Genomic DNA, 23,298 nt, shown 5'->3' with positions numbered 1-23,298 from the left:
ATGAACGTTGTGACCGAAGCCAATATTTCCGGCAAGCCGATTGTCGAGAAGCCGCACAAGCGTCCGGTGCGGATGCTGCGCTGGTTCATCATCGTCGGGCTGCTGCTGACGCTGCTGGTCGGCGGCTTCGTCGGCTTCAACGCCTTCCGAAGCAAGATGATCGCGCAGTTCTTCGCCAACAACAAGCCGCCGCCGGTTGCGGTCAGCGTTGCGGAAGCGAAGTCGGAAGTCATTCCGAATCTGCTGACGGCGGTCGGCGATCTCGCCGCCGTGCATCAGGTCAACGTCACCTCCGACGTCAACGGCCGCATCACCGACATCCTGTTCACCGCCGGCTCGACCGTGACATCAGGCACGCCGCTGGTGCAGTTGTTCGACGGCCCCGATCAGGGCGATCTGGCAAGCTTCAAGGCCCAGGCCACGGTAGCACAGCTGACGCTGGAGCGCGCCAAGCAGCTTGCCTCGCGCCAGTTCAGCCCGCAGGCGACGGTGGATGCCGCGCAGGCGGCCTATGACCAGGCCAACGCCGGCATCGCCAAGACCCAGGCGATCATCTCGCAGAAGCTGGTGCGCGCGCCGTTCGACGGCGAACTCGGCGTCCGCAAGGTCGAAGTCGGACAGTTCCTCACCGCGGGCACCCAGATCGTGTCACTGACCGATCTGTCGACGCTGTATGCGAACTTCACCGTGACCGAGAAGGACAGCGCCCAGTTGCAGGTCGGCCAGACCGTTCGTATCGCGGTCGATGCCTATCCGGGCCGCAAGTTCGAAGGCAAGATCACGACCATCGAACCGCAGATCGCCACCGACACGCGCAACATCCGCGTTCAGGCGACGATCGCCAATCCCGATCGTATCCTGAAGCCCGGCATGTTCGCGACCACCACCATCGTATTGCCGGACAAGCCGGCGGTCGTCACCGTTCCTGAAACGGCGGTCGACTACACGCTGTACGGAGATTCGGTGTACCTGCTGACCGAGAAAAAAGAGGACGATGGCAAGACCAGCCTGAGCGCGGTGCGCACCTTCGTGCAGGTTGGCAACCGGGTGGACGGCCGGGCCGAGATCCTGAAGGGATTGAAGGCCGGAGACCGCGTCGTCGCGGTCGGCCAGCTCAAGCTGCAGTCCGGATCGGCCGTCACCATCTCCACCGATCCGGTGCCCCCGATGCCCGCGCAGCCGCCGCGCTACTGACAAGCGAGACCATCGCAATGGCCTTAACCGATATCTTCATCAAGCGGCCGGTCCTGTCGGTCGTCGTCAGCCTGCTGATCCTCCTGATCGGCTTCCGCGCGGCGACCAGCCTGCCGATCCGACAGTATCCGAAGCTGTCGAATACGGTGGTCAACATCACGACCGTCTATCCCGGCGCGTCGGCGGATTTGATCCAGGGCTTCATCACCACGCCGATCGAGCAGGCGGTGGCCTCCGCCGAAGGCGTCGACTACATCACCTCGTCCTCGGTGCAGGGCACCAGCACGATTCAGGTCTTCATCAAGCTGAATTTCGACCCGAACCAGGCGCTGACCGAAGTGCTCGCCAAGGTGAACTCGGTCAAATACCTGATCCCGAAGGAATCGAACGACCCGATCGTCACCAAGACCACCGGCCAGACCACGGCCGTGATGTATCTCGGCTTCTCCAGCGAGGAATTGTCGGGATCGGCGATCTCGGACTACCTCACGCGCGTCGTGCAGCCCGTGCTGTCGACGGTCGACGGCGTGGCGTCCGCCGATATCCTCGGCGGACAGACCTTTGCGATGCGGCTGTGGCTCGATCCGGTCAAGATGGCGGGCCGCAACATCTCGCCGAGCGACGTTTCGCTGGCGATCGCCGCCAACAACTTCCAGGCCGCGGCCGGACAGGCCAAGGGTTACTTCATCGTATCCAACGTTACGACCAATACCGATCTGCGCAGTCTCGACCAGTTCAAGAACATGATCGTCAAGTCGAGGGACGGCGGTATCGTGCGGCTGGAGGATATTGCGACCGTCGAACTGGCGGCGCAGAGTTCGGATGCGAGCGTTGCCTTCAACGGCGAACACGCGATCTTCATCGGCGTACAGGCGACCCCGCAGGGCAACCCGCTGACGCTGGTCAAGGGCGTCCGCGCACTGTTTCCGGAACTCGAGCGCAACTTGCCGCCATCGATGAAGATGAAGGTGGCCTACGATTCCACCCGGTTCATCCAGTCGTCGATCGACGAGGTCGCGAAGACCCTGGGCGAGGCGGTGCTGATCGTCGTGGTGGTGATCTTCCTGTTCCTGGCCTCGTTCCGCTCGGTCGTGATTCCGGTGGTGACGATCCCGCTGTCGCTGGTCGGCGTCTGCAGCCTGATGCTGGTGATGGGCTTCAGTATCAATCTTCTGACGCTGCTGGCGATGGTGCTGGCGATCGGACTCGTGGTCGACGACGCCATCGTGGTGGTGGAGAACATCCATCGCCATCTCGAGGAGGGCAAGACGCCGGTGCAGGCGTCGCTGCAGGGCGCGCGCGAAATCGTCGGCCCCGTGATCTCGATGACGATCACGCTGGCTGCGGTCTATGCGCCGATCGGATTCCTCGGCGGTCTTACCGGTTCGCTGTTCCGCGAATTCGCCTTTACCCTGGCGGGCTCGGTGATCGTGTCCGGCGTGATCGCGCTGACGTTGTCGCCGATGATGTGCTCGGTCTTCCTGAAGAGCGCCGAAGAGGGACGCTTCGCCAAGCAGGTGAACCGGGTGTTCGGCGCGATGACGCGCTGGTACGGCCGCAAGCTCGACCGTTCGCTCGACTATCGCCCGATCACCGGGCTGTTCGCGCTGACGATCCTCGGGCTGGTCGGGTTCCTCTACGCGAACACCTCGAAGGAACTGGCGCCGGAGGAGGATCAGGGCATCGTGTTCGCGGTGACCAAGGCGCCGAAATACGCCAACATCGACTATACGGATTTCTACGGCGAGAAGCTCGACAAGGTGTTCGCGAGCTTCCCGGAGACCGATCTTCGCTTCGTGCTGAACGGAATCAACGGCCCGCAAGGCGGCATCGCCGGCATGCTCTTGAAGCCGTGGGACGAGCGCGAGCGCTCCTCGATCAAGCTGAAACCGCTGGTGCAGGCGCAATTGAGCAAGATCGAAGGCGTCAACGCCTTTGCGTTCAACCTGCCGCCGTTGCCGGGCGGACCGGGCGGCCTGCCGATCCAGATGGTGATCAACACCACCGCCGGCTTCCAGACCGTCTATGAACAGATGGCGAAGCTGAAGGACGCCGCGCGCAAGAGCGGCCTGTTCATCGTCTCCGACAGCGATCTCGACTTCAATCAACCGACGGTGCGGATCAAGATCGACCGCTCGAAGGCGAGCAATCTCGGCATCAACATGCAGCAGGTCGGCAATACGCTGTCGACCCTGCTTGGCGGCAATTACGTCAACCGCTTCAATCTCGAAGGGCGTTCCTATCAGGTGATCCCGCAGGTGCCGCGCGGCCTGCGGCTGTCGCCGGAATCGCTCGGCGGTTTCTACGTGCCGACCAACACCGGTCAGTTGGTCCCGCTGTCGACCATCGTGTCGATCGAGACCGCCACCACGCCCAACTCGCTGACGCATTACAACCAGCTGAATTCCTCGACCTTCCAGGCGGTGCCGATGCCGGGGGTGACGGTCGGGCAGGCCGTGGACTTCCTCGAGGGTGAGGCGAAGAAGCTGCCGGCCGGCTTCAGCCACGCCTTCCTCGCCGATAGCCGCCAATATGTGCAGGAAGGCAATCAGCTTGCGATCACCTTCGGTTTCGCGCTGATCATCATCTTCCTGGTGCTGGCAGCGCAGTTCGAGAGCCTGCGGGATCCGCTGGTGATCATGATCAGCGTGCCCATGGCGATCGTCGGCGCGCTGATCCCGCTGTTCTTCGGGATGGCGACCATGAACATCTACACCCAGGTCGGATTGCTCACTCTGGTCGGCCTGATTACCAAGCACGGCATCCTGATGGTCGAGTTCGCCAACGAGCTGCAGCTCAATGAGGGCCTCGACCGGCGCTCCGCCATTGAAATGTCGGCCCGCATTCGGCTGCGGCCGATCCTGATGACGACGGCGGCGATGGTGACCGGCTTGATCCCGCTCCTGACTGCCACCGGCGCGGGGGCGGCGAGCCGGTTCTCGATCGGTCTGGTGGTCGTCGCGGGCATGTCGATCGGCACGCTGTTCACCCTGTTCGTGCTGCCGGCGGTCTATGTGTCGCTCGCCACCGACCACAGGGCCAAGGCCGACTCGCAGCGGACCAAGGAGATCGCAGATTTCGATGTCGGTTCGAAGGCGCTGAAGGCGACCTGAGCGAAGGTCATGGGTTGTTGTGCGACAGCGGACCTGACGGCCGCTGTCGCTTTCGTTTTACCTCGTGCTATTTTCCCTGCTCAACGGCGCCAAGGGCGTCCGCATGCAACCAGAATAAGAAAATCGGGGAGCTGACATGACGCGTGACTTTCCGGCCGGCAATTACCGGTTCATTCCGGCGGTGTTTCAATATTCGAGCGGCGCCGCGGCCAACCCCGGCTTTGAGGTCGAGCGCGTGCGCTTCGACAAGATGCCGCCGCTGGCCGAAGGCTTTGCGCTGATCAAAAAGTATATCGAGGCGGCGGGAAGGCCGCTGACATCGTTTTGCGCCTGCGAGTTGCGCTCGCCGGCGGCATTTACCGAAGACGGATTCCTGAAATTCAACCAGCACTATGTCAAGACGCTGGGGGAGTGGGGTCTGTTCGACGGGTCAACCAATCCGGTGGCGCGCAGCAATGTCTGTCCGGAAATCGATCCGCCGGCCGAGCCGTCATTCTATGCCTTCTCCTTCACGCGCCCGAGCAAGACAACCACGCCGACCTTCGTCATCGCCGGCGGCGCCGAATCGCGCGACGGGCCCGGAACCTATTCCGAACGCACCGTGCGCTACCGTGACCTCAGCCCGGATGGCTTGAAGGAAAAAGTCCGCTTCACCGTGGGATCGATGGAGAGCCGACTCGCCGCCTTCGGGTTCGGCTGGAAGGACACCACCGCAGCACAGGCTTACACCGTGCACGACTTCCATCCGGTGATCGCTGACGAACTGGTCCGCCGCGGCGTGATGCGCTCCGGCCTGATCTGGCACTTTGCCAGGCCGCCGGTGGTCGACCTCGAATACGAGATGGACTGCCGCCGCGTGATGCGGGAGATCGTGATTTAGCCGCCTGCAAGGGCACGGGCTTTCACCTCTCCCGGTCGGCAATTATCTCTCCCGTGGGTCGAGCGCGTCGCGCAGGCCGTCGCCGACCAGGTTGAACGACAGTACCACCAGGAAGATCGCCAGTCCCGGCCACAGCGCCATCCACGGCGCATTGGTCAGGAAGCGCTGCGCTGAATTCAGCATGCTGCCCCAGGACGGCGCCGGCGGCTGCTGGCCGAGTCCGAGGAACGACAGTGCGGCTTCCGCTATAATGGCGGCGGCGATCGACAATGTCGCCTGCACCAGCAGCGCCGGCATGATGTTCGGAAGGATGTGGAACAGCGCGATCCGCCAGCGCGGATTGCCCATCGCGCGGGCGGCCTCGACATAGTCCTCGACCTTGACGCTCAGGACCTGGCCGCGGGTCAGGCGCACGAAGATGGGTGTCGTCGAAATGCCGATCGCGATCATGGCGTTGCCGAGGCTCGGGCCGAGAAACGCCGCCAGCGCAATGGCGAGGATCAGGAACGGGCAGGCCAGCATGGCGTCGGTGATCCGGCTGATCAGGCCGTCGATGAAGCCGCCGCGATAGCCCGACAGCAGCCCGAAGGGAACGCCGATTCCGAGCGCGATGCCGACCGAGATCGCGCCCGCCATCAGCGAGGCGCGCGCGCCATGGATCACGCGGGAGAAGATGTCGCGGCCGAGGTCGTCGGTGCCGAACCAGTGCAGCGCCGAGGGTGCCTTGCGCACGGCCGTCCAGCTGGTCGCGATCGGATCATAGGGCACGATCCAGGGCGCGAACACCGCGAGCACGATGAAGGCTGCGATCACGGCGAGCCCGACCACCGCGCCCTTGCGCCGGAACAGCCGGCGTAGCGCGCGCCGTGCCGGACTTTCCAGCTCGTCGGAGGCGATGGGGATGGCGCCGAGTGTTGCGTCGGTCATGCGGCTCATGCCCTCAGCCGCGGATTGACGAGGATATAGGCGATGTCGGCGATCAGGTTCAGCGTGATGTAGATGGTCGCCGTTACCAGGACGACGCCCTGCACGACGGCGTAATCGCGGTTGAACACGGCGTCGACGATCAGCTTGCCGAAGCCGGGTATGGAAAAAATCTGCTCGGTGAGCACCGCGCCCGACAGCAGCGTGCCGAGTTCCAACGCGCCGAGCGTGATCACCGGCGTCAGCGCGTTGCGCATGGCGTGCTTGAGGATCACCGAGCGCTCGGAAAGGCCCTTGGCGCGGGCGGTGCGGACATAATCGCTTTCCAGCACCTGCAGCATGGCGCTGCGGGTGTGCCGCATCAGGATCGCGGCGATGGCGTTGCCGAGCACGAAGGCCGGCATGATGGTGGAGGCGAGGCTGGCGCGCCAGTTTTCGGACAGCGACACATAGCCGGAGGCCGGCAGCCAGCCGAGTTCGATCGAGAACAGAAAGATCAGCATGATGCCGAGCCAGAAATTCGGCGTCGAAATGCCCCACAGCGCGAACAGATTGGCGCCGTAGTCCCAGGCCGTGCCCTTCTTGACCGCCGACACGATCCCGGCGGGAATGCCGATCAAAAAGGCGATCACGATCGCCATCGATGCCAGTTGCAGCGTCACCGGAAGCTTCTGCCTGATCAGGCTGAGCACTGGCACCTTGATGCGCAGGGACTCGCCGAAGTCGCCCGACAGCACGCCCTTGACCCAGTAGACATACTGCACCGGGACCGGCTGATCGAGCCGGTACTGCGCGCGGATCTGTGCGATCACGTTGGGGTCGCGTTCCTCGCCGGCCATCACCAGCGCCGGATCCCCCGGCAGCAATTGCTGCAGCGAGAAGATCAGGATCGACACGAAGAACAGCGTCGGGATCAGCTGCAGGATGCGCTTGCCGAGGAAGTTCAGCATGGGCTTTGTTTTCCGGGCGCGGTTGCTCTCACTTCAGCTTCAGCCCGATCACGCGCACCAGACCGTCCGGCATCTGTTTGTAGCCCTCGAGCCTGATGCTGTGTGCGATCAAGATCCTGCGGTGGTAGATGTAGAGCAGCGGCTCTTCGTCGAGCGCGAGCTTGGTCAGCTTTTCATAGATAGCCTTGCGCTGCGCCTGATCGGTGACGAGGCGGGCGTCGTCGAGCGCCTTGTCGGCATCGGGATTGGACCAGGCGCTGTAATTTTGCGGCGCGCCGGTCTTCAGGAAGACGTAGGAATTTCCGTCCGGATCGATCCGTCCGCTCCATGCCAGCATGAAGGCCTGGTATTCGCCGGCCTCGGCCTGCTTCAGCGAGGTCGCGAATTCGGTGACCCTGATCTTCATGTCGAAGCCGGCTTCCGCCGCCATCGACTGGATCACCTGCGCGACAGCTTCGGTTTCGGCGCCCTTCGGCACCATGAAATCGACGGGGATCGGCGCGGCGACGCCGGCTTCCTTGATCAGCGCCTTGGCCTTGGCGATGTTGCGGGGTCGGACCGGGAAAGCCTTCTGGTAATAGGGATGATCCGGATTGACCCATTGATTGCCAGGTTTGAACTCGCCGTTGAACACGACCTGGTTGATCGCCTCGCGATCGATCGAGAGGTCGAGCGCCTGGCGCACCTTGGCGGATTGGCTGAGCGGCCCCTTGGCCTTGTCCTTGCCGATGTTCAGCGTCACGCCCTGATAGCCGAGCTCGATCGCGGTCGACAGCTTCAGCTTCGGGTCCGCCTGCACCTCCTTGAGGTCGGTGGCCAGCAGGCGTTCGATCAGGTCGAGCCCGCCGGACTTGAGGTTGGCGAGGCGGACCGTGGCATCCACCAGCGGCAGGTAGACGATGCGGTCGATGAAAATCTTGTCCTTGTCCCAGTAGTCGGCGAACTTCTCGAACACGATGCGGTCCTGCTGCACGCGTTCGACGAATTTGTAGGGGCCGGCGCAGACCGGTTTCAATCCGAACTTGTCGCCGGCTTCCCTGGCCGCCCTGGGCGACACCATCATCCCGGCGCGATCGGTGAGCTGGGCGATCAGCGGCGAGAACGGCGCCTTCAGCACCAGCTTGATGGTGAGGGGATCGACGACGTCGACATGGTTGAGCTGGGCCAGCTCCGGCTTGCGGAACGAGCTCGGCAGGGTGAGGTGGCGGTCGAGCGAGAATTTCGCCGCCTCGGCGTCGAACGGTTCGCCGTCGTGGAATTTGACGCCCGGCCGCAGCTTGATCGTGACCTCCTTGCCGTCGGTGGAGGTCTCGTGCGACAGCGCGAGCTGCGGCGCGATGTTGAGCTTTTCGTCGATGTCGAACAGCTTGTCGCAAAACGACGCGAACACGATGCGGCCGACATAGGTCCGCGCCAGCGTCGGATCGAGAATGTCGGGATCTTCGGCCAGGCCGATGCGCAGCGTGGTCTGGGCCTGAACGCCCGCCACCAGCGACAGCAACAACGCCGCCGAAGCGGCCGCCAAACGCAGGATTCTCATCGTACTGGTCTCCATCTCTGACGAATTCAAACTGGTGCCGGCGGCGCAGCCCCGACTATAGCAACCCCGGAGACGCCTGCACCTTCCGTGCCGCCGCTGAATGCCGCCACCAGGCGTTCCAGCGCCGGCGAAAACCCGCCGTCGGCGGGGACCACGGCATCGGCCGGCGGCAGTTCCGCCGTGCGGTGGCAGGCGGTGAAATGGCCGGCGCCGTCGGCGAGCAGTTGCGGCGGCTCGACGCGGCAGCGCTCGACCACGTAGGGGCAGCGGGTGTGGAAGCGGCAGCCCGGGGGCGGATCGAGCGCGCTCGGCATCTCCCCCTGCAGCAGGATGCGGGCGCGCTTGGCCCGCGGTTTCGGCACCGGGATCGCCGACAGCAGCGCCCGGCTGTAGGGGTGGCGAGGGGCCGCAAACAGCGCCTGCGCGTCCGCGGTCTCGACGATCACGCCGAGATTCATCACCGCGACGCGGTCGGCGATGTGTTTCACCACCGCAAGGTCGTGGCTGACGAAGATGTAGGCGAGGCCGAGCCGGTCCTGCAGGTCGCGCAGCAGATTGAGAATTTGCGAGCGGATCGAGACGTCGAGCGCCGATACCGGCTCGTCGCAGATGATCAGCCTGGGCTCGACCGCCAGCGCCCGGGCGATCGCGATGCGCTGGCGCTGGCCGCCGGAAAACTCGTGCGGATAGCGGCGTGCGAAGCGGGGCTCGAGGCCCACCAGCCGCAGCAGTTCCTCGACCCGTTCGCGGCGGCGTGCGGAGGGCACCAGATCATGCAGCGCCAGCGGTTCAGTCAGGATCTGGCTGACAGTCATGCGCGGATTGAGCGAGGCATAGGGATCCTGGAAGATGATCTGCGCGTCCCGGCGGAAAGCGCGCAACTGGTCGGCGTCCAGCGCCAGCAGGTCGCGGCCCTCGAAGCGGATGCTGCCGGCGTCCGGCTCGATTAATCGCAATACCAGCCGGCTCACGGTGGACTTGCCGCAACCGGATTCGCCGACCAGTGCCAGCGTCTTGCCGGCTTCGACGCGGAAGCTGACGCCGTCGACCGCCTTGATCCAAGCGGTCGGCCGTCCAAGCAGCGACCGGTCGGCGACGAAATGTTTTACCAGACCTTCGACCTCGAGCAGGGCGGTCATGACACCAGGCCCTCCAGCGGCGTCCTGATGCAGCGCGACCAGTGCGAATGGCTCACCGCGACCATCGGCGGCGGCGCCGCCATGCAGCCTTCGACGGCGAACGGACAGCGCGCGGCGAAGCGGCAGCCGGACGGCGGGTTCGCCATGTTCGGAACCATGCCCTCGATGGTGGCGAGATGCGACGCGCGGCGGTCGAGCCGCGGGATCGAGCCGAGCAGGCCGACGGTGTAGGGGTGCTGCGGACTGGCGAACAGCTCATCGACCGGGGCGCGCTCGACGATCTCGCCGGCATACATCACCGCGACCTCGTCGCAGACTTCGGCAACCACACCGAGATCGTGGGTGATCAGGATGATCGCAGCCCCGCTCGCCGCCTTCAATTCCCGCATCAGATCCAGGATCTGCGCCTGCAAGGTGACGTCGAGGGCGGTGGTCGGCTCGTCGGCGATCAGAAGCCGGGGATCGCAGGCCAGCGCCATCGCGATCATAACGCGCTGGCGCATGCCGCCCGAAAGCTTGTGCGGATATTCGTCGATGCGGCGTTCCGGCGAAGGAATGTGAACCCGGCGGAGCAGTTCGATGGCGCGCTCGCGGGCCTGACGCCGCGATCCGCCGCGATGGCGCAGGATGGTCTCGATGATCTGGTCGCCGATGGTGAAGCTCGGATTGAGCGAGGTCATCGGCTCCTGAAAGATCATTGCGAGGCGATTGCCGCGCAGATCGCGCAGGGTCTGGTCAGGCACGTCGAGCAGATCGAAGCCGTCGAAGCGGATCGAGCCCGAGACCTCGGCCGAGTGTTTCGACAACAGGCCCATGATCGCGAGCGAGGTGACGCTCTTGCCGCAGCCGGATTCGCCGACCAGGCCGAGCGTCGCGCCATTGGCGACGTCAAGGTCGACGCGGTCGACAGCGTGGGTGGTGCGGCCGCCGTCGCCATGGAAAATGACCCGCAAATCCCTGATTTCGATCAGCGGGTCCTCGGTCATTTCCGGCCTGCAATCGCCGCTTCGATCCCGGCGTCGATGGTCGCGCGATCAGTGATCCCGGCGGGATTCTCGCGGGTGGGGAGGAACGGGCGAAAATGCACCCAGCGCTCGCGGCTAACCGCTTCCAGCCGCTCGAGCTCGGCCAGCGGATCGGCATGGTCGTCGACGCGCAGGTCGAGCGCGGACCATTCTTCCCCGGCGTGGATCAAAAGCGCCGCCGACTGCCTGCCGCGCTTGTCGCCGCCGGCGGCTTCGCCCGCGCGCATCGCCGCGATCAGGCGTTCCGCGAACGGCAGGGATTGGTGGGCGAGATAGGCTTGCGCGGTGTCGTCCAGCACGCGGGCGCCGGCCAGCATGTTGCCGGCAATCGAAAAGCCGTCACCCGCGACGTGCCCGCACCAGTCGACGCAATCGCGGCCGGTATGGGAAGCGATACGCCCCTTCGCATCCATGATGTGAACCTGCCGGCTCTCGCGGCCGTTGTCGACCGCAATCAGGGCGTCGACGACCTCGCGGGGCTCGCGTCCCTCGCGCAGCAACCTCACGCCATCGATGCCGTAATAGGGATTGACCAGCGCCTGGGTGGCGACGCCGCCGATGCCGGCAGCGATATGCGGCACGCGCGCGCCGACGGCGAAGAATTTCGTCGCCACCGCGATGCCGAACTGGCTGGTGGCGCTGTCGCGGGCGATGATTGACCAGGTCATTTGACTCACCGTCCGGCCGCGTAGCCCTGCATGCCCCGCGGATTGGCAGCGGCGCGGCGGCGGCGGCCGACCTTCGAAGCCGCGGTGAGGCGGCCCTCCGACCAGTCGGGGCCGGTCTCCACGATATGGCCGCGGTTCTTCAAGGTATTGACGGTCGCCGTCGGCACGCGGTTCTCGACCACAAGTACGCCGGGCCGCGAGGTGCGCGGCCAGAACGAAATCGGGAAATGCTCGGAATGCCAGGCCGGCGCGTCGATCGCTTCCTGCAGGTTCATGTTGGCGTGAACGTGCCGCAGGAAGAACTGCGTGGTCCACTGGTCCTGCTGGTCGCCGCCGGGCGAACCCCAGGCCATGTACGGCTCGCCGTCGCGCAAGCACATGGTCGGGCTGAGGGTGGTGCGCGGGCGCTTGCCCGGCGCCAATGCGGCCGGGTGATCTTCCTCGAGCCAGAACATCTGCGCGCGGCTACCGAGGCAGAAGCCGAGTTCGGGAATCACCGGCGACGACTGCAGCCAGCCGCCGGACGGCGTCGCCGAAATCATGTTGCCGGCCTGGTCGATGATGTCGAAATGCACGGTGTCGCCGCGCACTTCGCCGAAGCGGCCGACCGTCGGTTCGCCCGCGCCCATGGCGCCGACTGCCTCGCGATGGCCTTCCGCCCGGCGCAGCTTGACCACCGAGCCAAAACCTTCGACCGAGCCGGGGACGAAGTCGAGTGAGGCCTTATCCCTGGAGATCAGCTTGCGGCGCTCGTCGTTGTAGGCGTCCGACAGCAATGTAGAGATCGGGATTTCGTTGAAGTCCGGATCGCCATAAAACTTCTCGCGGTCGGCAAAGGCGAGTTTCGCCGCTTCGATCTGCAGGTGGATGAATTCGGGCCCCGCGGGATCAAGCCCGTCGAGTTCGAACCCCTTGAGCAGCGCAAGCTGCTGCAGCATGACCGGGCCCTGGCTCCAGACGCCGGGCTTGCAGACGGTGTAGCGGCCATAGTCGTAGGTCAGCGGCGCTTCGACCGTTGCCTGCCAGCGCGCCATGTCGTCGGCGCGCAGGACGCCGCGATGCGGCGAGCCGCTGACGTCCATGATGTCTTGCGTGCGGCAGAATTTGTCGATCGCTTCCGCGACGAAGCCATGCGACCACGCCCTTCGCGCCGCCTCGATTTGCGCAACGCGATCGGAGCCGGCGCTTTCGGCCTCTTTCAGTATGCGGGCGTAGGTCTCCGAAAGCGTCTTGTTGGTGAAGAGCGTGCCGGGGACCGGCACTTCATTGTTGGGCAGATAGACCGCAGCCGATGTGGTCCAATGCTTCCTGAACAATTGCTCGACCGTCTTGATCGTTGCCGATGCCCGCTCCACCAGCGGGTAGCCGTCACGGGCGTAGGCGATCGCCGGCTCCAACACGTCGCGCAGCCGCAACGTGCCGTAATCGCGCAGCAGCAGCATCCAGGATTCGAAGGTGCCGGGTACACAGGCGGCCAGCAGCCCGGTGCCGGGCACCATTTCGAGGCCCTCGCTGCGATAATGCGCGATGGTGGCGCCTGCTGGAGCGGGACCCTGGCCGCAGATCACCTCGGTGCGGCCGCGCCTGGTGTCGTGCACGATAACAGGAACGTCGCCGCCCGGACCGTTCAGATGCGGTTCCACCACCTGCAGGGTGAACGCGGTGGCGACGCCGGCGTCGAACGCATTGCCGCCCTTCTCAAGCGTGGCCATCCCGACCGCGGTGGCGATCCAGTGGGTGGATGTCACGACCCCGAAAGTGCCTTCGATTTCCGGCCGGGTGGTGAAGGGATCGGGATTGATTTTGCTCATGGGTATCCATCATTGCGGCGACGCCGCGCGCACTTGATCACAGCTACGGCAGCCTGCCAACCGGCGTCCGACGCAGTGCTGCCGCCTGCGATCAGGCCGATACGGCGGCATCGGCCGGCTTGTTGACGGCATGGCAGGCGACGCCGTCGATCAGCGCGGGGGCCTGTTTGCGGCAGAGGTCGAACACCAGCGGACAGCGCGGGTTGAAGGCGCAGCCGGGCGGCGGGTCGATCGGGTTGGGGATTTCGCCCTGGACCGGAATGCGCTGGCGGCCGGACATCGCCAGATCCGGCACCGCGCCCAGCAGCATTCTGGTATAGGGCATGCGCGGGTTGCTGAACAGTTCGCGGCCCTCCGCGATCTCGACGATGCGGCCGAGATACATCACGCCGATGCGGCTCGCCATGTGCCGGACCACGGCGAGGTTGTGGCTGATGAAGAGGTAGGTGAGGCCGAACTTGTCCTGCAGGTCGCGCATCAGGTTGAGGATCTGCGCCTGCACGGAGACGTCGAGCGCAGAGGTCGGCTCGTCGCAGACGATGAATTCGGCCTCCGACGCCAGCGCGCGCGCGATCGCGATCCGCTGCCGCTGCCCGCCGGAAAATTCGTGCGGATATTTCCAGCCGTCGTCGGCGTGCAGGCCGACCAGACTTAACAACTCGCCGACGCGCGCCTGGATGTTGCGTTCGCCCTGGATCAGGTCGAAGGCGCGGATCGGCTCGGCGACGATGGCGTCGACCCGGAAGCGCGGGTTCAGGCTCGCATAGGGGTCCTGGAAGATCATCTGGATGCGCCGGCGAAGCTGCTGGCGCGCCTGCAATTGCCTCGCATCGCTCATCGAGACGCCGTCGATGATCACTTCGCCCGAGCTCGGCGGCAGCAAACCGACCACCATCCGGGCGACCGTGGTCTTGCCGGAGCCGGACTCGCCGACGAGGGCAAAAGTCTCGCCGCGCTTGATATCGAAGGTGACGCCGTCGACCGCTTTCAGGAATTCCAGATGGCCGCCTTCGAGCACCCGGTTGAGCCATGGTTTCGAGACGTCGAACGTCCGGCGCAGATTCCTGACATCGATGAAGGGCGCTGAGGTCATGCCGCGGAATCCTTCGCGGCGGCGTCGTAGAGATGGCAGGCCACGGCCTGCGTGCCATGCTTGATCGGTTCCGGCCGCTCGATCCGGCAGCGGTCGAACGCGAACGCGCAGCGCGGGTTGAACGAGCAGCCCGGCGGGATCGCCGACAACCGCGGCATCGAGCCGGGGATCTGCACCAGCCGCGCGGCGTCGCCCGCGAGCGTCGGGATCGCGCCCATCAGGCCCTTGGCATAGGGATGCAGCGGGTCCTGCACGACATCGCGCACCGGACCGATCTCGGCGACGCGGCCGGAATACATTACCGCGACGCGGTCGGAGGTTTCGGCGATCACGCCCATGTCGTGGGTCACCAGCATCACCGCGGTGCCGTGGTCGCGTCCGAGGCGTTTGATCAGGGAGATGATCTGAGCCTGCACCGAGACGTCGAGCGCCGTGGTCGGCTCGTCGGCGATGATCAGCTCGGGCTCGGCGCAGATCGCCAGCGCGATGACGACGCGCTGGCGCATGCCGCCGGAGAACTCGTGCGGATAGGCGTCAATGCGCTTTTCCGGGGCGGGAATGCCGACCTCGGCCAACAGGTCGATGGCGCGCTTGCGCGCGGCCTGTTCCGACAGGTTGGTGTGGGTCTTGATCGTTTCGACGATCTGGTCGCCGATCCGGTACAGCGGGTTGAGGCTGGTGAGGGGGTCCTGAAAGATCATGCCGATCCGCTTGCCGCGGATCCGGCGCATTTCTTCCGGCGGCAGGTTGTCGATCCGCATGCCCGACAGATAGATCTCGCCGCCACTGATGCGGCCGGGCGGATCGATCAGGCCGATCACCGCAAGACCGGTGACGGATTTTCCGGCGCCGGATTCGCCGACCACGCCCAGCACCTCGCCCTTGGCGATGTCGAACGACACCCCGTCGATGGCGCGCAGCGTGCTGCGGCGGGTGACGAATTCCACCTGAAGGTTACGCACGGAAAGAACGGGTTCGGTCATGCGGTCGGATACTTGGGGGTTACAGCGCCAATCATCGGAGTTTCGGATTGAGCGCGTCGCGCAGCCAGTCGCCCAGCAGATTGATCGAGAGAATCAGCGACGCCAGCGCGAGGCCAGGAAAGGCCACGATCCACCATTCGCCGGCAAACAGATAATTGTTGCCGATCCGGATCAGGGTGCCGAGCGAGGGCATGGTGTCGGGCATGCCGGCGCCCAGAAACGACAGCGTCGCCTCGGTGATCACGGCGAGCGCGAGGTTGATGGTGGCGATCACCAGGATCGGTCCCATCGCGTTGGGCAGCACGTGGCGCAGCATGATCACGGGCGCGGGCAGCCCGATCAACTGCGCCGCCGCGACGTAATCCTTGTTCTTTTCCACCATCACCGAGCCGCGCACGGTGCGCGCATATTGCACCCAGAAGCTCAGTCCGATCGCGAATACCAATACCGCCAGCGTGCTCATGGCGTCGAGGCGATTGCCGAACACCGATTTGACGACGCCGTTGATCAGGAGCGCGATCAGGATCGCCGGGAAGGTCAGCTGCACGTCGGCGATCCGCATGATCAGGCCGTCGACGGCGCCGCCGACATAGCCGGCGATCAATCCGAGGACGATGCCGAGCGTGCCGGAGAACAGCACGCCGAGAATGCCGACCGTCAGCGAAATGCGCAGGCCGTAGAGAATGGCGGAAAACACGTCGCGGCCCTGTTCGTCGGTACCGAGCAGGAACGGGCTTTGGCCGTCGGCGGTCCACAGCGGCGAAATCCGCGAATTCATCAATTGAAGCTGTGCCGGGTCGAACGGGTTCTGTACGGCCAGCAGCGGCGCCAGGATCGCCAGCAGGAAGAACAGCAAGGTGACGGCGGCCGCGACCATCGTCATCCTGGAGCGCCGGAACGAATAGAACACGTCGCTTTCGAGGGCGCGCCGAAGCCAGCCGCCGCCGGAATGCGCGCGCGGTGCGCTCGGTTCGGCCTGGTGCGGGATGACGGCGTCGGACATCGGGGGATCTCGTTCAGGCCGGACGGCTGATGGTGGAGCGCAGCCGCGGATCGACGACCGTATAGAGAATATCCACCACCAGATTGATGGTGACGAAAATCAGGGACACCATCAGCAGGTAGGCGGCCATGATCGGGATATCGACGTTCTGCACCGCTTGCACGAACAACAGTCCCATGCCCGGCCACTGGAATACGGTTTCGGTGATGATTGCAAATGCAATAACCGAGCCAAATTGCAGGCCGGCGACCGTGATCACGGGTACGAGCGTGTTCTTGAGCGCGTGCCCGAAATGGATAGCCCGTGTCGTCAGCCCGCGCGCCCGCGCAAAGCGGATATAGTCGGTGCGCAGCACCTCGAGCATTTCGGCCCGCACCAGCCGCATGATCAGCGTCATCTGGAACAGGCCGAGCGTGACCGAAGGCATGATCAGGGCCTTGAGGCCGGACACCGTGAGCAGGCCGGTGGTCCACCAGCCGATCCGCACCACGTCGCCGCGGCCGAACGACGGCAGCCAGCCCAGCACCACGGCGAACAGATAGATCAGGAGAATGCCGATCAGGAAGGTCGGCAGCGAGATTCCGATCAGCGACACCGCCTGGAATATTTTGGCCAGAACCGTGTCGCGTTTCAGTGCCGAATAGACCCCCATCAGGATGCCGAACACCATCGCGAAAATGGTGGCGCAGATGGCGAGTTCCAGCGTCGCCGGCATCCGCTCCATCAGCAGACTCGAGACCGGTTGGCGAAACTGATAGGAGACGCCGAATTTGAACTGCGCGGCGTTGGCGAAATAGCGGGCAAACTGCAGCGGCACCGGATCGTCGAGACCGAGCGACTTGCGCACGGCTTCGCGTTCGGCGGCCGGCGTATCCAGCGAGACGATCTGGTTGACCGGATCGCCCGCGAAGCGGAACATCGAGAACGAGATGATCCCGACCGCGATCATGACGCCAATGGCCTGGATGGCCCGGCGAAGTGTGAAAGCGAGCATGTGATCCTTTCACTGTGGCCTTGCGACGCCGCGGACGCGGCGGCCAGCCCAAAAAAGAACGGTCCCGGGAGCGTCAAGCCACCGGGACCCTGAGCCTCGAAGCTGCCTACTCCTGTTTGGTCGCCCAATACAGCAGCACCTGATTGTCAGCGCGCTGCGTCAGTTTCACCTTCTTCGACACACCCCACGCCAGCGCCTGCTGATGCAGCGGGATATAACCAAATTCCTTGGCGACGATTCCGAACGCTTCCTTGATCAGCAGATCGCGCTTGGCCGTATCGGTCTCCAGCAGCACTTTCTGGGCGATTTCGTCCACCTTCTTGCTGCAGTAGCCGCCGAGATTGGCTTCGCCACGCGCGACTTTCGGGTCGTCGCGGCAGCCCATGATGTCGTAGAGCACGTTATGGGCATCGGAGGTTCCCGGTGTCCAGCCCAGCAAATAGAACGACGTCTGGTAACCGCCGGGCTTCAGCACCTTGGCGAAATACTGCGCCTTGGGCTGCGCCAGCAGGTTCACCTTGACCCCGATGCGCGCCAGCATGCCGACCACCGCCTGGCAGATCGCCGCGTCGTTGACGTAGCGATCGTTCGGGCAGTCCATCGTGACTTCGAAGCCGTCGGGATAGCCCGCCTCGGTCAAGAGCTTCTTGGCGCCGTCGGGATCGAACTTCGGACGCGTAAAATCACCCGAGAGCCTGAACAGCTGCGGCGCGATCATCAGCGCCGACGGCGTCGAGAGGCCGCGCATCACGCGGTTCTTGATCAGCTCGACATCGATGGCCTTGAAGAACGCCTCGCGGACCTTGACGTCCTTGAACGGATTCTTGCCCTTGACGTTCGAAAACAGCAATTCGTCGCGGACCTGGTCCATGCCGAGGAAGATCGTTCGCAGTTCCGGGCCCTTCAAGACCTGCGCATTGGGGCTGGAGTCCACGCGCGAAATATCCTGGAGCGGAACCGGCTCGATGACGTCGACTTCGCCCGAAAGCAAGGCCGCCACGCGCGTGGCGTCGGAACTGATCGGTGTGAAGATGATCTCCTTGAGATTGTGCTCGGGCTTGCGCCACCAGTTCGGGTTCGCCTTGAACACGGTTTTGACGCCGGGCTGATGGCTCTCGATCATGAAGGCGCCGGTGCCGTTGGCGTGGAGCGAGGCAAAACTCGGCGAGGTCGCCGCTGCCGGCGTCGGGGCCACGGCGTTGTTCGCCTCGGCCCATTTCTTGCTCATGATGTACCAGGTATCCCATTGCGAATTCAGAATGGGATTGGGCGACGTCAGGATGAAATCGACGGTGTAGTCGTCGATCTTGACGACCTTCGCATCCTTGGCAATGCGGGTCTGCAGGTTGGAGCCGGCGGCCCGGACGCGGTCGGCCGAGAACACCACGTCGTCGGCGGTGAAGGGGTCGCCGTTCTGGAACTTGACGTTCTTGCGCAGGTGGAAGCGCCAGCGCGTCGGCTCCGGCGTTTCCCAGCTTTCGGCAAGGCCGGGAATGATCTTCAGATCCTTGTCGCGCGCGATCAGCCCTTCAAAGACCTGTCCGAGATGGCCATGGGTGGTGCTTTCGTTGAGCGTATAGGGATCGAGCGATTTGAGGTCGCCCTGGTTGGCGTAGCGCAGGGTCTGGGCCGATGCCGGGGTCATCGCAAGGGCGACGAGGGTGACGGTGGTCGCTGCGAACAAGGTTTGACGTACCGACATTTGTTAAGGTTCTCCGCTGTGGCGCGTTGTTCATCGCTGCAATGACGGCAGCCATGGTTGATCCATTGTTGCCAGAGTTTGGCCGCCGCGCAAGCGCGATTTCCGCGGGGGCAGGTCGGTTTGCGCGCCGCTACCGCAATAACCAGCTTCACTGTAAGCAGCGGGAACAGGAACGTAACATTCAACTATTGGAGCGCCGGGATGGCGGATCTCAAGGCCGATGTTCTCGTATTGGGGGCGGGCATGGTCGGCGTCGGCGCCGCCCTGCACCTGCAGCAGCGGGGACGCGACGTCATCCTGGTCGACCGGAACGAACTGGCCGGCGAAGGGACCAGCTTCGGCAACGCCGGCCTGATCGAATGCGCGTCGGTCTTTCCCTACATGTTTCCCCGGGATTTCGGCCAGATCCTGCGATACGCCATGAACCGCGCGCCGCAGGTGCGCTACAGCCTCGCCGACCTGCCGGCCTTCCTGCCGTGGATCTTGCGCTATTATCTGGCGTCCTCGCCGGAGCGGGCGCTGCACAGCGCGATGGCCGAATTGCCCCTGATCCGGGCCAGCCTCATCGAACACGAGGCGCTGATTGCCGAGGCCGGGGTTCCGGAATTGTTGCGGCGCGACGGCTGGATCAAGCTCTATCGCTCGGATGCGACGCTGGCCAATGCGTTGAGCGATTTCGAACGGGCCAGGCAGTATGGCGTCGCAGGCCATGTTCTCGACGGCAAGGCCATCGCGGCGCGCGAGCCCAATCTGAGCGGGGAGTTTTCAGGCGCCATCCATTTTCCTGCGCCCGGATTCGTTCCCGATCCAGGCGGACTGGCCAAGGCCTATGCGGCGCTGTTCGAGCGCAAGGGAGGCCGCTTTCTCGTCGCCGATGCCAGGACCCTCGAACAATCCGCCGGCAGTTGGCGCATTGGCGGCTCCAATGGTGCTGCCGTCGCGCGCGAAGTCGTGGTGGCGATGGGACCATGGTCCGATCTGGTATTTCGCCCGCTCGGTTATGCGATCCCGCTCAGCGTCAAGCGCGGCTATCATTTGCATATGGCGGCGCGCGGCAATGCCGTGCTCAATCATCCCGTGCTCGATGCGGATCAGGGTTTCGTGCTGGCGCCGATGAACCGCGGCATCCGGCTCACCACCGGGGTGGAGTTCGCCCGCCGCGATGCGCCGCCGACCCCCATTCAGCTGCAGCGCGCGCTGCCGCAGGCCCATGCGCTGTTTCCGCTGGGGGAGGCGATCGACGCGAAACCCTGGATCGGCGCGCGGCCGTGTTTGCCGGACATGCTGCCGGTGATCGGGAAGGCGCCTCGCCATGCCGGGCTGTGGTTCGATTTCGGACACCAGCACCACGGTCTCACGCTCGGCCCCGCGACCGGCCGCCTCCTGGCGGAGATGATGACCGGCGAGACCCCGTTCGCCGATCCCGCGCCCTTTGCGGTCGAGCGGTTCGGTTGACCATATCCGCCGAATGAAGGCTGAAGACGCGGTTCGGTCCGGTCAGGCCGCTTGCTTCGCCCGGCCTGTCGCGGCGATACTGCGACAAGCTGTCAAGAAGCAGTCAGGAGCCGACATGAAGATAAACGTTGAGATAGACTGCACGCCGCTCGAAGCCCGGCAGTTTTTCGGACTTCCGGACGTGCAGCCGATGCAGACGGCCGTCATGGAGAATCTCCAGAAGCAGATGATGGCCAACATCGAAAAGGTTTCGCCGGAAGCGCTGGTGCAGAGCTGGTTCACCTTCGATCCGAAAATCGCCGAGCGGTTTCAGGACATGTTCGTGACCATGGCCGGCCTCGGCGGTGTGCGCGGCGCCGACAAGAAGTCCGGCGACAAGTAGTAGCGATGCCGGCTGACCGCAGCGAATCCCAGCCCACCGGCCGGCTTCGTCCGCCGTCGCTCGGCCTGCTGCTGGCCGAGGCGAGAGGGATCTTTGAACTCAACGCCAGCCTGATACTGTCGCCGCTGTTGATGCGCGCGCCACGGGGCGACGGCCATCCGGTGTTGCTGCTGCCGGGGTTCCTCGCCAGCGATCTGTCGATGGCGCCGATGCGGCGATATCTCAGGGAACTCGGCTACGACGCCCATGCTTGGCGGATGGGCCGTAACCTCGGCGGCGTGTCGCGGATGCGAACCGCGCTGCGCAGCCGGCTCGCCGAAATTCATGCCGCCACCGGCCGCAAGGTCAGCATCGTCGGGTGGAGCCTTGGCGGCGTCTATGCGCGCGATCTGGCGCTGCAGGTCCCCGAGATGGTGCGATCGGTCGTGACGCTGGGAAGCCCGTTTGCAAACGACGTGACAGCGACCAACGCCACGCGGCTCTATGAGGCGTTGTCAGGGGAGGGGGTCGAGGACGACCCGGAGCTTCGCGCCGCGATATCAGGCGATCTTCCGGTTCCGGCCACGTCGATCTATTCGCGCACCGACGGCATCGTGAACTGGCGAACCTGCCTGCTGCGTCCCTCCGGCACCGCCGAGAACATCGAGGTCCATTTCGCCAGCCATATCGGACTCGGCGTCAATCCGGCGGCGCTATGGGCAGTCGCGGATCGTTTGGCCCAGGCCGAGGGCGAATTCAAGCAATTTGACCGATCGGGGCCGTTTGCCATTGCATATGCGCCTCCGGAAAATGCACAATCACAATCCTGACTAGCGTCCCGGCAACAGGGACCGCCTGAACGGCAAGAAGCGCCAAGAAAGGCGCCGCGTGATCTGCGGGAGGGAAACATGAGTGACGCCAAGAAACTGTCGTCGATGGACGCGTCGTTTCTGTATCTGGAAACGCCGGAAATGCCGATGCATGTCGGGAGCATGGCGATCTTCCGCCTGCCCGACGACTACAAGGGCGACTTCTTCGAGGACTTCAAGGCGATGATCGCCTCGCGGCTGCATATCGCGCCGATCCTCAAGGCCCGCCTGGAAAAGGCGCCGCTGGACATCGATCACCCTTCCTGGGTCGAGGACGACCAGTTCGACATCGACCGCCACATCTTCCGCGGCAGCCTGCCGGCACCGCACGATCGCGCGACGCTGGAACGGATCGTCGGCTGGATGCACGCCAAGCTGCTCAACCGCGCCCGTCCGCTCTGGGAATTCTATGTCTTCGAAGGCATGAAGGACAACGAGATCGGGCTCTATTCCAAGATGCATCACGCCTGCATCGACGGCGGCGCCGGTGCGGCGCTGACCAACATGATCTACGACGTGACGCCGATCCCGCGGACGATCGAGCCGCCGACGGCGCGCGCCAAGGTCGGGCAGGAGCCGCGCGACATCGCCGCCAACCTGATCGATTCCTATCAGCAACTCTGGCGCCAGCCGTTCGACGGTGCGACGGCGCCGAAGAGCATCGACCTGCCGCGCTCGGGAAAAAGCGATCTCGGCTCAATCCTGTTCGACAATGCGATGTTCCAGATCGAAAGCGCGGTGAAGTTCGCCGGCAGCATTCCCACCATGCTGAAGAGCGTCTCCGATGTGGCAGGCAAGATTTCCGATCCGAAATCGCGCGACAGCATCGCCAGCATGGTGTCGCCGTCGACCGTCCTGAACAAGGCGATTTCGTCGGAGCGCAGCTTTGCCGGCGTTTCGATCTCGCTCTCGCGCGCCAAGGCGCTGGCCAAGCAGTCCGGCGGCAAGCTCAACGACGTGGTGCTGGCGCTCGCCTCCGGCGTGGTCCGGCGCTATCTGCTCGAGCAGGGCGCGCTGCCGACCAAATCGATGACGGCCGCGGTGCCGATCTCGCTGCGCGAAGAGGGCAATACCGACGCCAACAACCAGGTGTTCGGCATGATCTGCTCGATCGCCACCAATATCGAGGATCCCAAGGCGCGGCTGGAGGCGATCATCGCGCAATCAACCAAGTCGAAGGAGATGTCGCATCCGCTGCGGGCCCTGATGCCGCAGGTCTCCAACATCTCGATGCTGGGCGCGCCGATCCTGGTCCAGATCCTGGCGCTGCTGTACAGCCGCTCCAACCTGTCGGACGTGCTGCCGCCGGCGGCGAACGTCACGGTGTCCAACGTGCCGGGGCCGCGGCAGACGCTGTATGCGGCGGGTGCCGAATTGCTGCACATCTTCCCGGTGTCGATCTCGACCCACGGGATGGCGCTCAACATCACCGTGCAGAGCTATCGCGACCAGCTCGATTTCGGATTCATCGCCGGCGCCAACATCATTCCGCATGTGCAGGTTCTGTGCGACATGCTGCCGGGGGAATTCGCGGCACTGGAAGCCGCCTACGCGCCCCCGGCCGATCTGGCGAGCGCGGCAAGCTGAGGCCCAG

General features: G+C 64.6%; 19 protein-coding genes. 7 read left to right on the top strand and 12 right to left on the bottom strand.

All coding sequences use genetic code 11. The features are described from left to right. The 3 genes from KMZ29_RS19260 to cnbZ all read left to right on the top strand — a co-directional run bounded on the left by KMZ29_RS19260 (window position 1) and on the right by cnbZ (window position 5,187). Window positions 1-1,194: an efflux RND transporter periplasmic adaptor subunit gene (locus tag KMZ29_RS19260; RefSeq protein ID WP_215620707.1), complete on the top strand. Its 1,194-nt coding sequence runs from the start codon at window positions 1-3 to the stop codon at window positions 1,192-1,194. 17 nt (window positions 1,195-1,211) lie between these two features. Further along, complete coding sequence (locus KMZ29_RS19255) at window positions 1,212-4,307, top strand: MexW/MexI family multidrug efflux RND transporter permease subunit (protein ID WP_215620706.1); 3,096 nt, start codon at window positions 1,212-1,214, stop codon at window positions 4,305-4,307. A gap of 136 nt (window positions 4,308-4,443) precedes the next feature. Next, window positions 4,444-5,187 carry a 2-amino-5-chloromuconate deaminase CnbZ gene (gene cnbZ / locus KMZ29_RS19250; protein ID WP_215620705.1) on the top strand — a complete coding sequence of 248 codons (744 nt, stop codon included), beginning with the start codon at window positions 4,444-4,446 and terminating at the stop codon, window positions 5,185-5,187. A gap of 42 nt (window positions 5,188-5,229) precedes the next feature. Here cnbZ and KMZ29_RS19245 read toward each other — a convergent pair whose 3' ends face one another. The 12 genes from KMZ29_RS19245 to KMZ29_RS19190 form a co-directional block, all read right to left on the bottom strand. Continuing rightward, on the bottom strand, window positions 5,230-6,114 hold the full coding sequence (locus KMZ29_RS19245) for an ABC transporter permease (RefSeq protein ID WP_215620704.1): 885 nt from the start codon (window positions 6,112-6,114) through the stop codon (window positions 5,230-5,232). A gap of 5 nt (window positions 6,115-6,119) precedes the next feature. Then, on the bottom strand, window positions 6,120-7,061 hold the full coding sequence (locus tag KMZ29_RS19240; protein WP_215602788.1) for an ABC transporter permease: 942 nt from the start codon (window positions 7,059-7,061) through the stop codon (window positions 6,120-6,122). A 28-nt stretch (window positions 7,062-7,089) separates the two neighbouring features. Then, the gene (locus KMZ29_RS19235) at window positions 7,090-8,601 is read right to left on the bottom strand and encodes an ABC transporter substrate-binding protein (protein WP_215620703.1); all 1,512 of its coding nucleotides are present in this window, start codon (window positions 8,599-8,601) and stop codon (window positions 7,090-7,092) included. A gap of 26 nt (window positions 8,602-8,627) precedes the next feature. Next, window positions 8,628-9,740 carry an ABC transporter ATP-binding protein gene (locus tag KMZ29_RS19230; protein WP_215620702.1) on the bottom strand — a complete coding sequence of 371 codons (1,113 nt, stop codon included), beginning with the start codon at window positions 9,738-9,740 and terminating at the stop codon, window positions 8,628-8,630. Then, window positions 9,737-10,726, bottom strand: a complete 990-nt coding sequence (locus tag KMZ29_RS19225; RefSeq protein ID WP_215620701.1) for an ABC transporter ATP-binding protein — start codon at window positions 10,724-10,726, stop codon at window positions 9,737-9,739. Before KMZ29_RS19225 ends, KMZ29_RS19230 begins: the two co-directional genes overlap by 4 nt. Further along, window positions 10,723-11,433 (bottom strand): DUF1028 domain-containing protein, encoded by a 711-nt coding sequence (locus tag KMZ29_RS19220; protein ID WP_215620700.1) that lies wholly within the window; start codon window positions 11,431-11,433, stop codon window positions 10,723-10,725. The genes KMZ29_RS19225 and KMZ29_RS19220 overlap by 4 nt, the downstream gene beginning before the upstream one ends. Window positions 11,434-11,438: 5 nt before the next feature. Continuing rightward, window positions 11,439-13,244: a gamma-glutamyltransferase family protein gene (locus KMZ29_RS19215; protein WP_215620699.1), complete on the bottom strand. Its 1,806-nt coding sequence runs from the start codon at window positions 13,242-13,244 to the stop codon at window positions 11,439-11,441. A 91-nt stretch (window positions 13,245-13,335) separates the two neighbouring features. Beyond that, window positions 13,336-14,337 carry an ABC transporter ATP-binding protein gene (locus KMZ29_RS19210; protein WP_215620698.1) on the bottom strand — a complete coding sequence of 334 codons (1,002 nt, stop codon included), beginning with the start codon at window positions 14,335-14,337 and terminating at the stop codon, window positions 13,336-13,338. After that, complete coding sequence (locus KMZ29_RS19205) at window positions 14,334-15,320, bottom strand: ABC transporter ATP-binding protein (protein WP_215620697.1); 987 nt, start codon at window positions 15,318-15,320, stop codon at window positions 14,334-14,336. The genes KMZ29_RS19210 and KMZ29_RS19205 overlap by 4 nt, the downstream gene beginning before the upstream one ends. 31 nt (window positions 15,321-15,351) lie before the next feature. After that, a complete protein-coding gene (locus KMZ29_RS19200) occupies window positions 15,352-16,323 on the bottom strand; it encodes an ABC transporter permease (RefSeq protein WP_215620696.1) in 972 nt (323 codons plus the stop codon). Window positions 16,324-16,336: 13 nt separating this feature from the next. Continuing rightward, window positions 16,337-17,317 carry an ABC transporter permease gene (locus KMZ29_RS19195; RefSeq protein ID WP_215620695.1) on the bottom strand — a complete coding sequence of 327 codons (981 nt, stop codon included), beginning with the start codon at window positions 17,315-17,317 and terminating at the stop codon, window positions 16,337-16,339. 106 nt (window positions 17,318-17,423) lie between these two features. Next, entirely contained in the window at window positions 17,424-19,019 is a 1,596-nt protein-coding gene (locus KMZ29_RS19190) for an ABC transporter substrate-binding protein (protein WP_215620694.1), read from the bottom strand. Between the two features lie 201 nt (window positions 19,020-19,220). On the opposite strand from KMZ29_RS19190, the gene KMZ29_RS19185 reads away from it, so the two are divergent. From KMZ29_RS19185 to KMZ29_RS19170, 4 genes are all read left to right on the top strand, one after another. Further along, window positions 19,221-20,474: an NAD(P)/FAD-dependent oxidoreductase gene (locus KMZ29_RS19185; RefSeq protein WP_215620693.1), complete on the top strand. Its 1,254-nt coding sequence runs from the start codon at window positions 19,221-19,223 to the stop codon at window positions 20,472-20,474. Between the two features lie 115 nt (window positions 20,475-20,589). Beyond that, window positions 20,590-20,856 carry a DUF6489 family protein gene (locus KMZ29_RS19180; RefSeq protein ID WP_215602776.1) on the top strand — a complete coding sequence of 89 codons (267 nt, stop codon included), beginning with the start codon at window positions 20,590-20,592 and terminating at the stop codon, window positions 20,854-20,856. 5 nt (window positions 20,857-20,861) lie between these two features. After that, window positions 20,862-21,665 carry an esterase/lipase family protein gene (locus KMZ29_RS19175; RefSeq protein ID WP_215620692.1) on the top strand — a complete coding sequence of 268 codons (804 nt, stop codon included), beginning with the start codon at window positions 20,862-20,864 and terminating at the stop codon, window positions 21,663-21,665. A 78-nt stretch (window positions 21,666-21,743) separates the two neighbouring features. After that, window positions 21,744-23,291, top strand: coding sequence for a WS/DGAT/MGAT family O-acyltransferase (locus tag KMZ29_RS19170; protein WP_215620691.1), 1,548 nt, complete (start codon window positions 21,744-21,746; stop codon window positions 23,289-23,291). The last annotated feature ends 7 nt before the right edge of the window (window positions 23,292-23,298 follow it).

Source organism: Bradyrhizobium sediminis, from assembly GCF_018736085.1.
Lineage (GTDB): Bacteria > Pseudomonadota > Alphaproteobacteria > Rhizobiales > Xanthobacteraceae > Bradyrhizobium > Bradyrhizobium sediminis.
The sequence above is the reverse complement of the archived record's forward strand: the minus strand, read 5'-3'. Positions and strand labels throughout refer to the sequence as shown.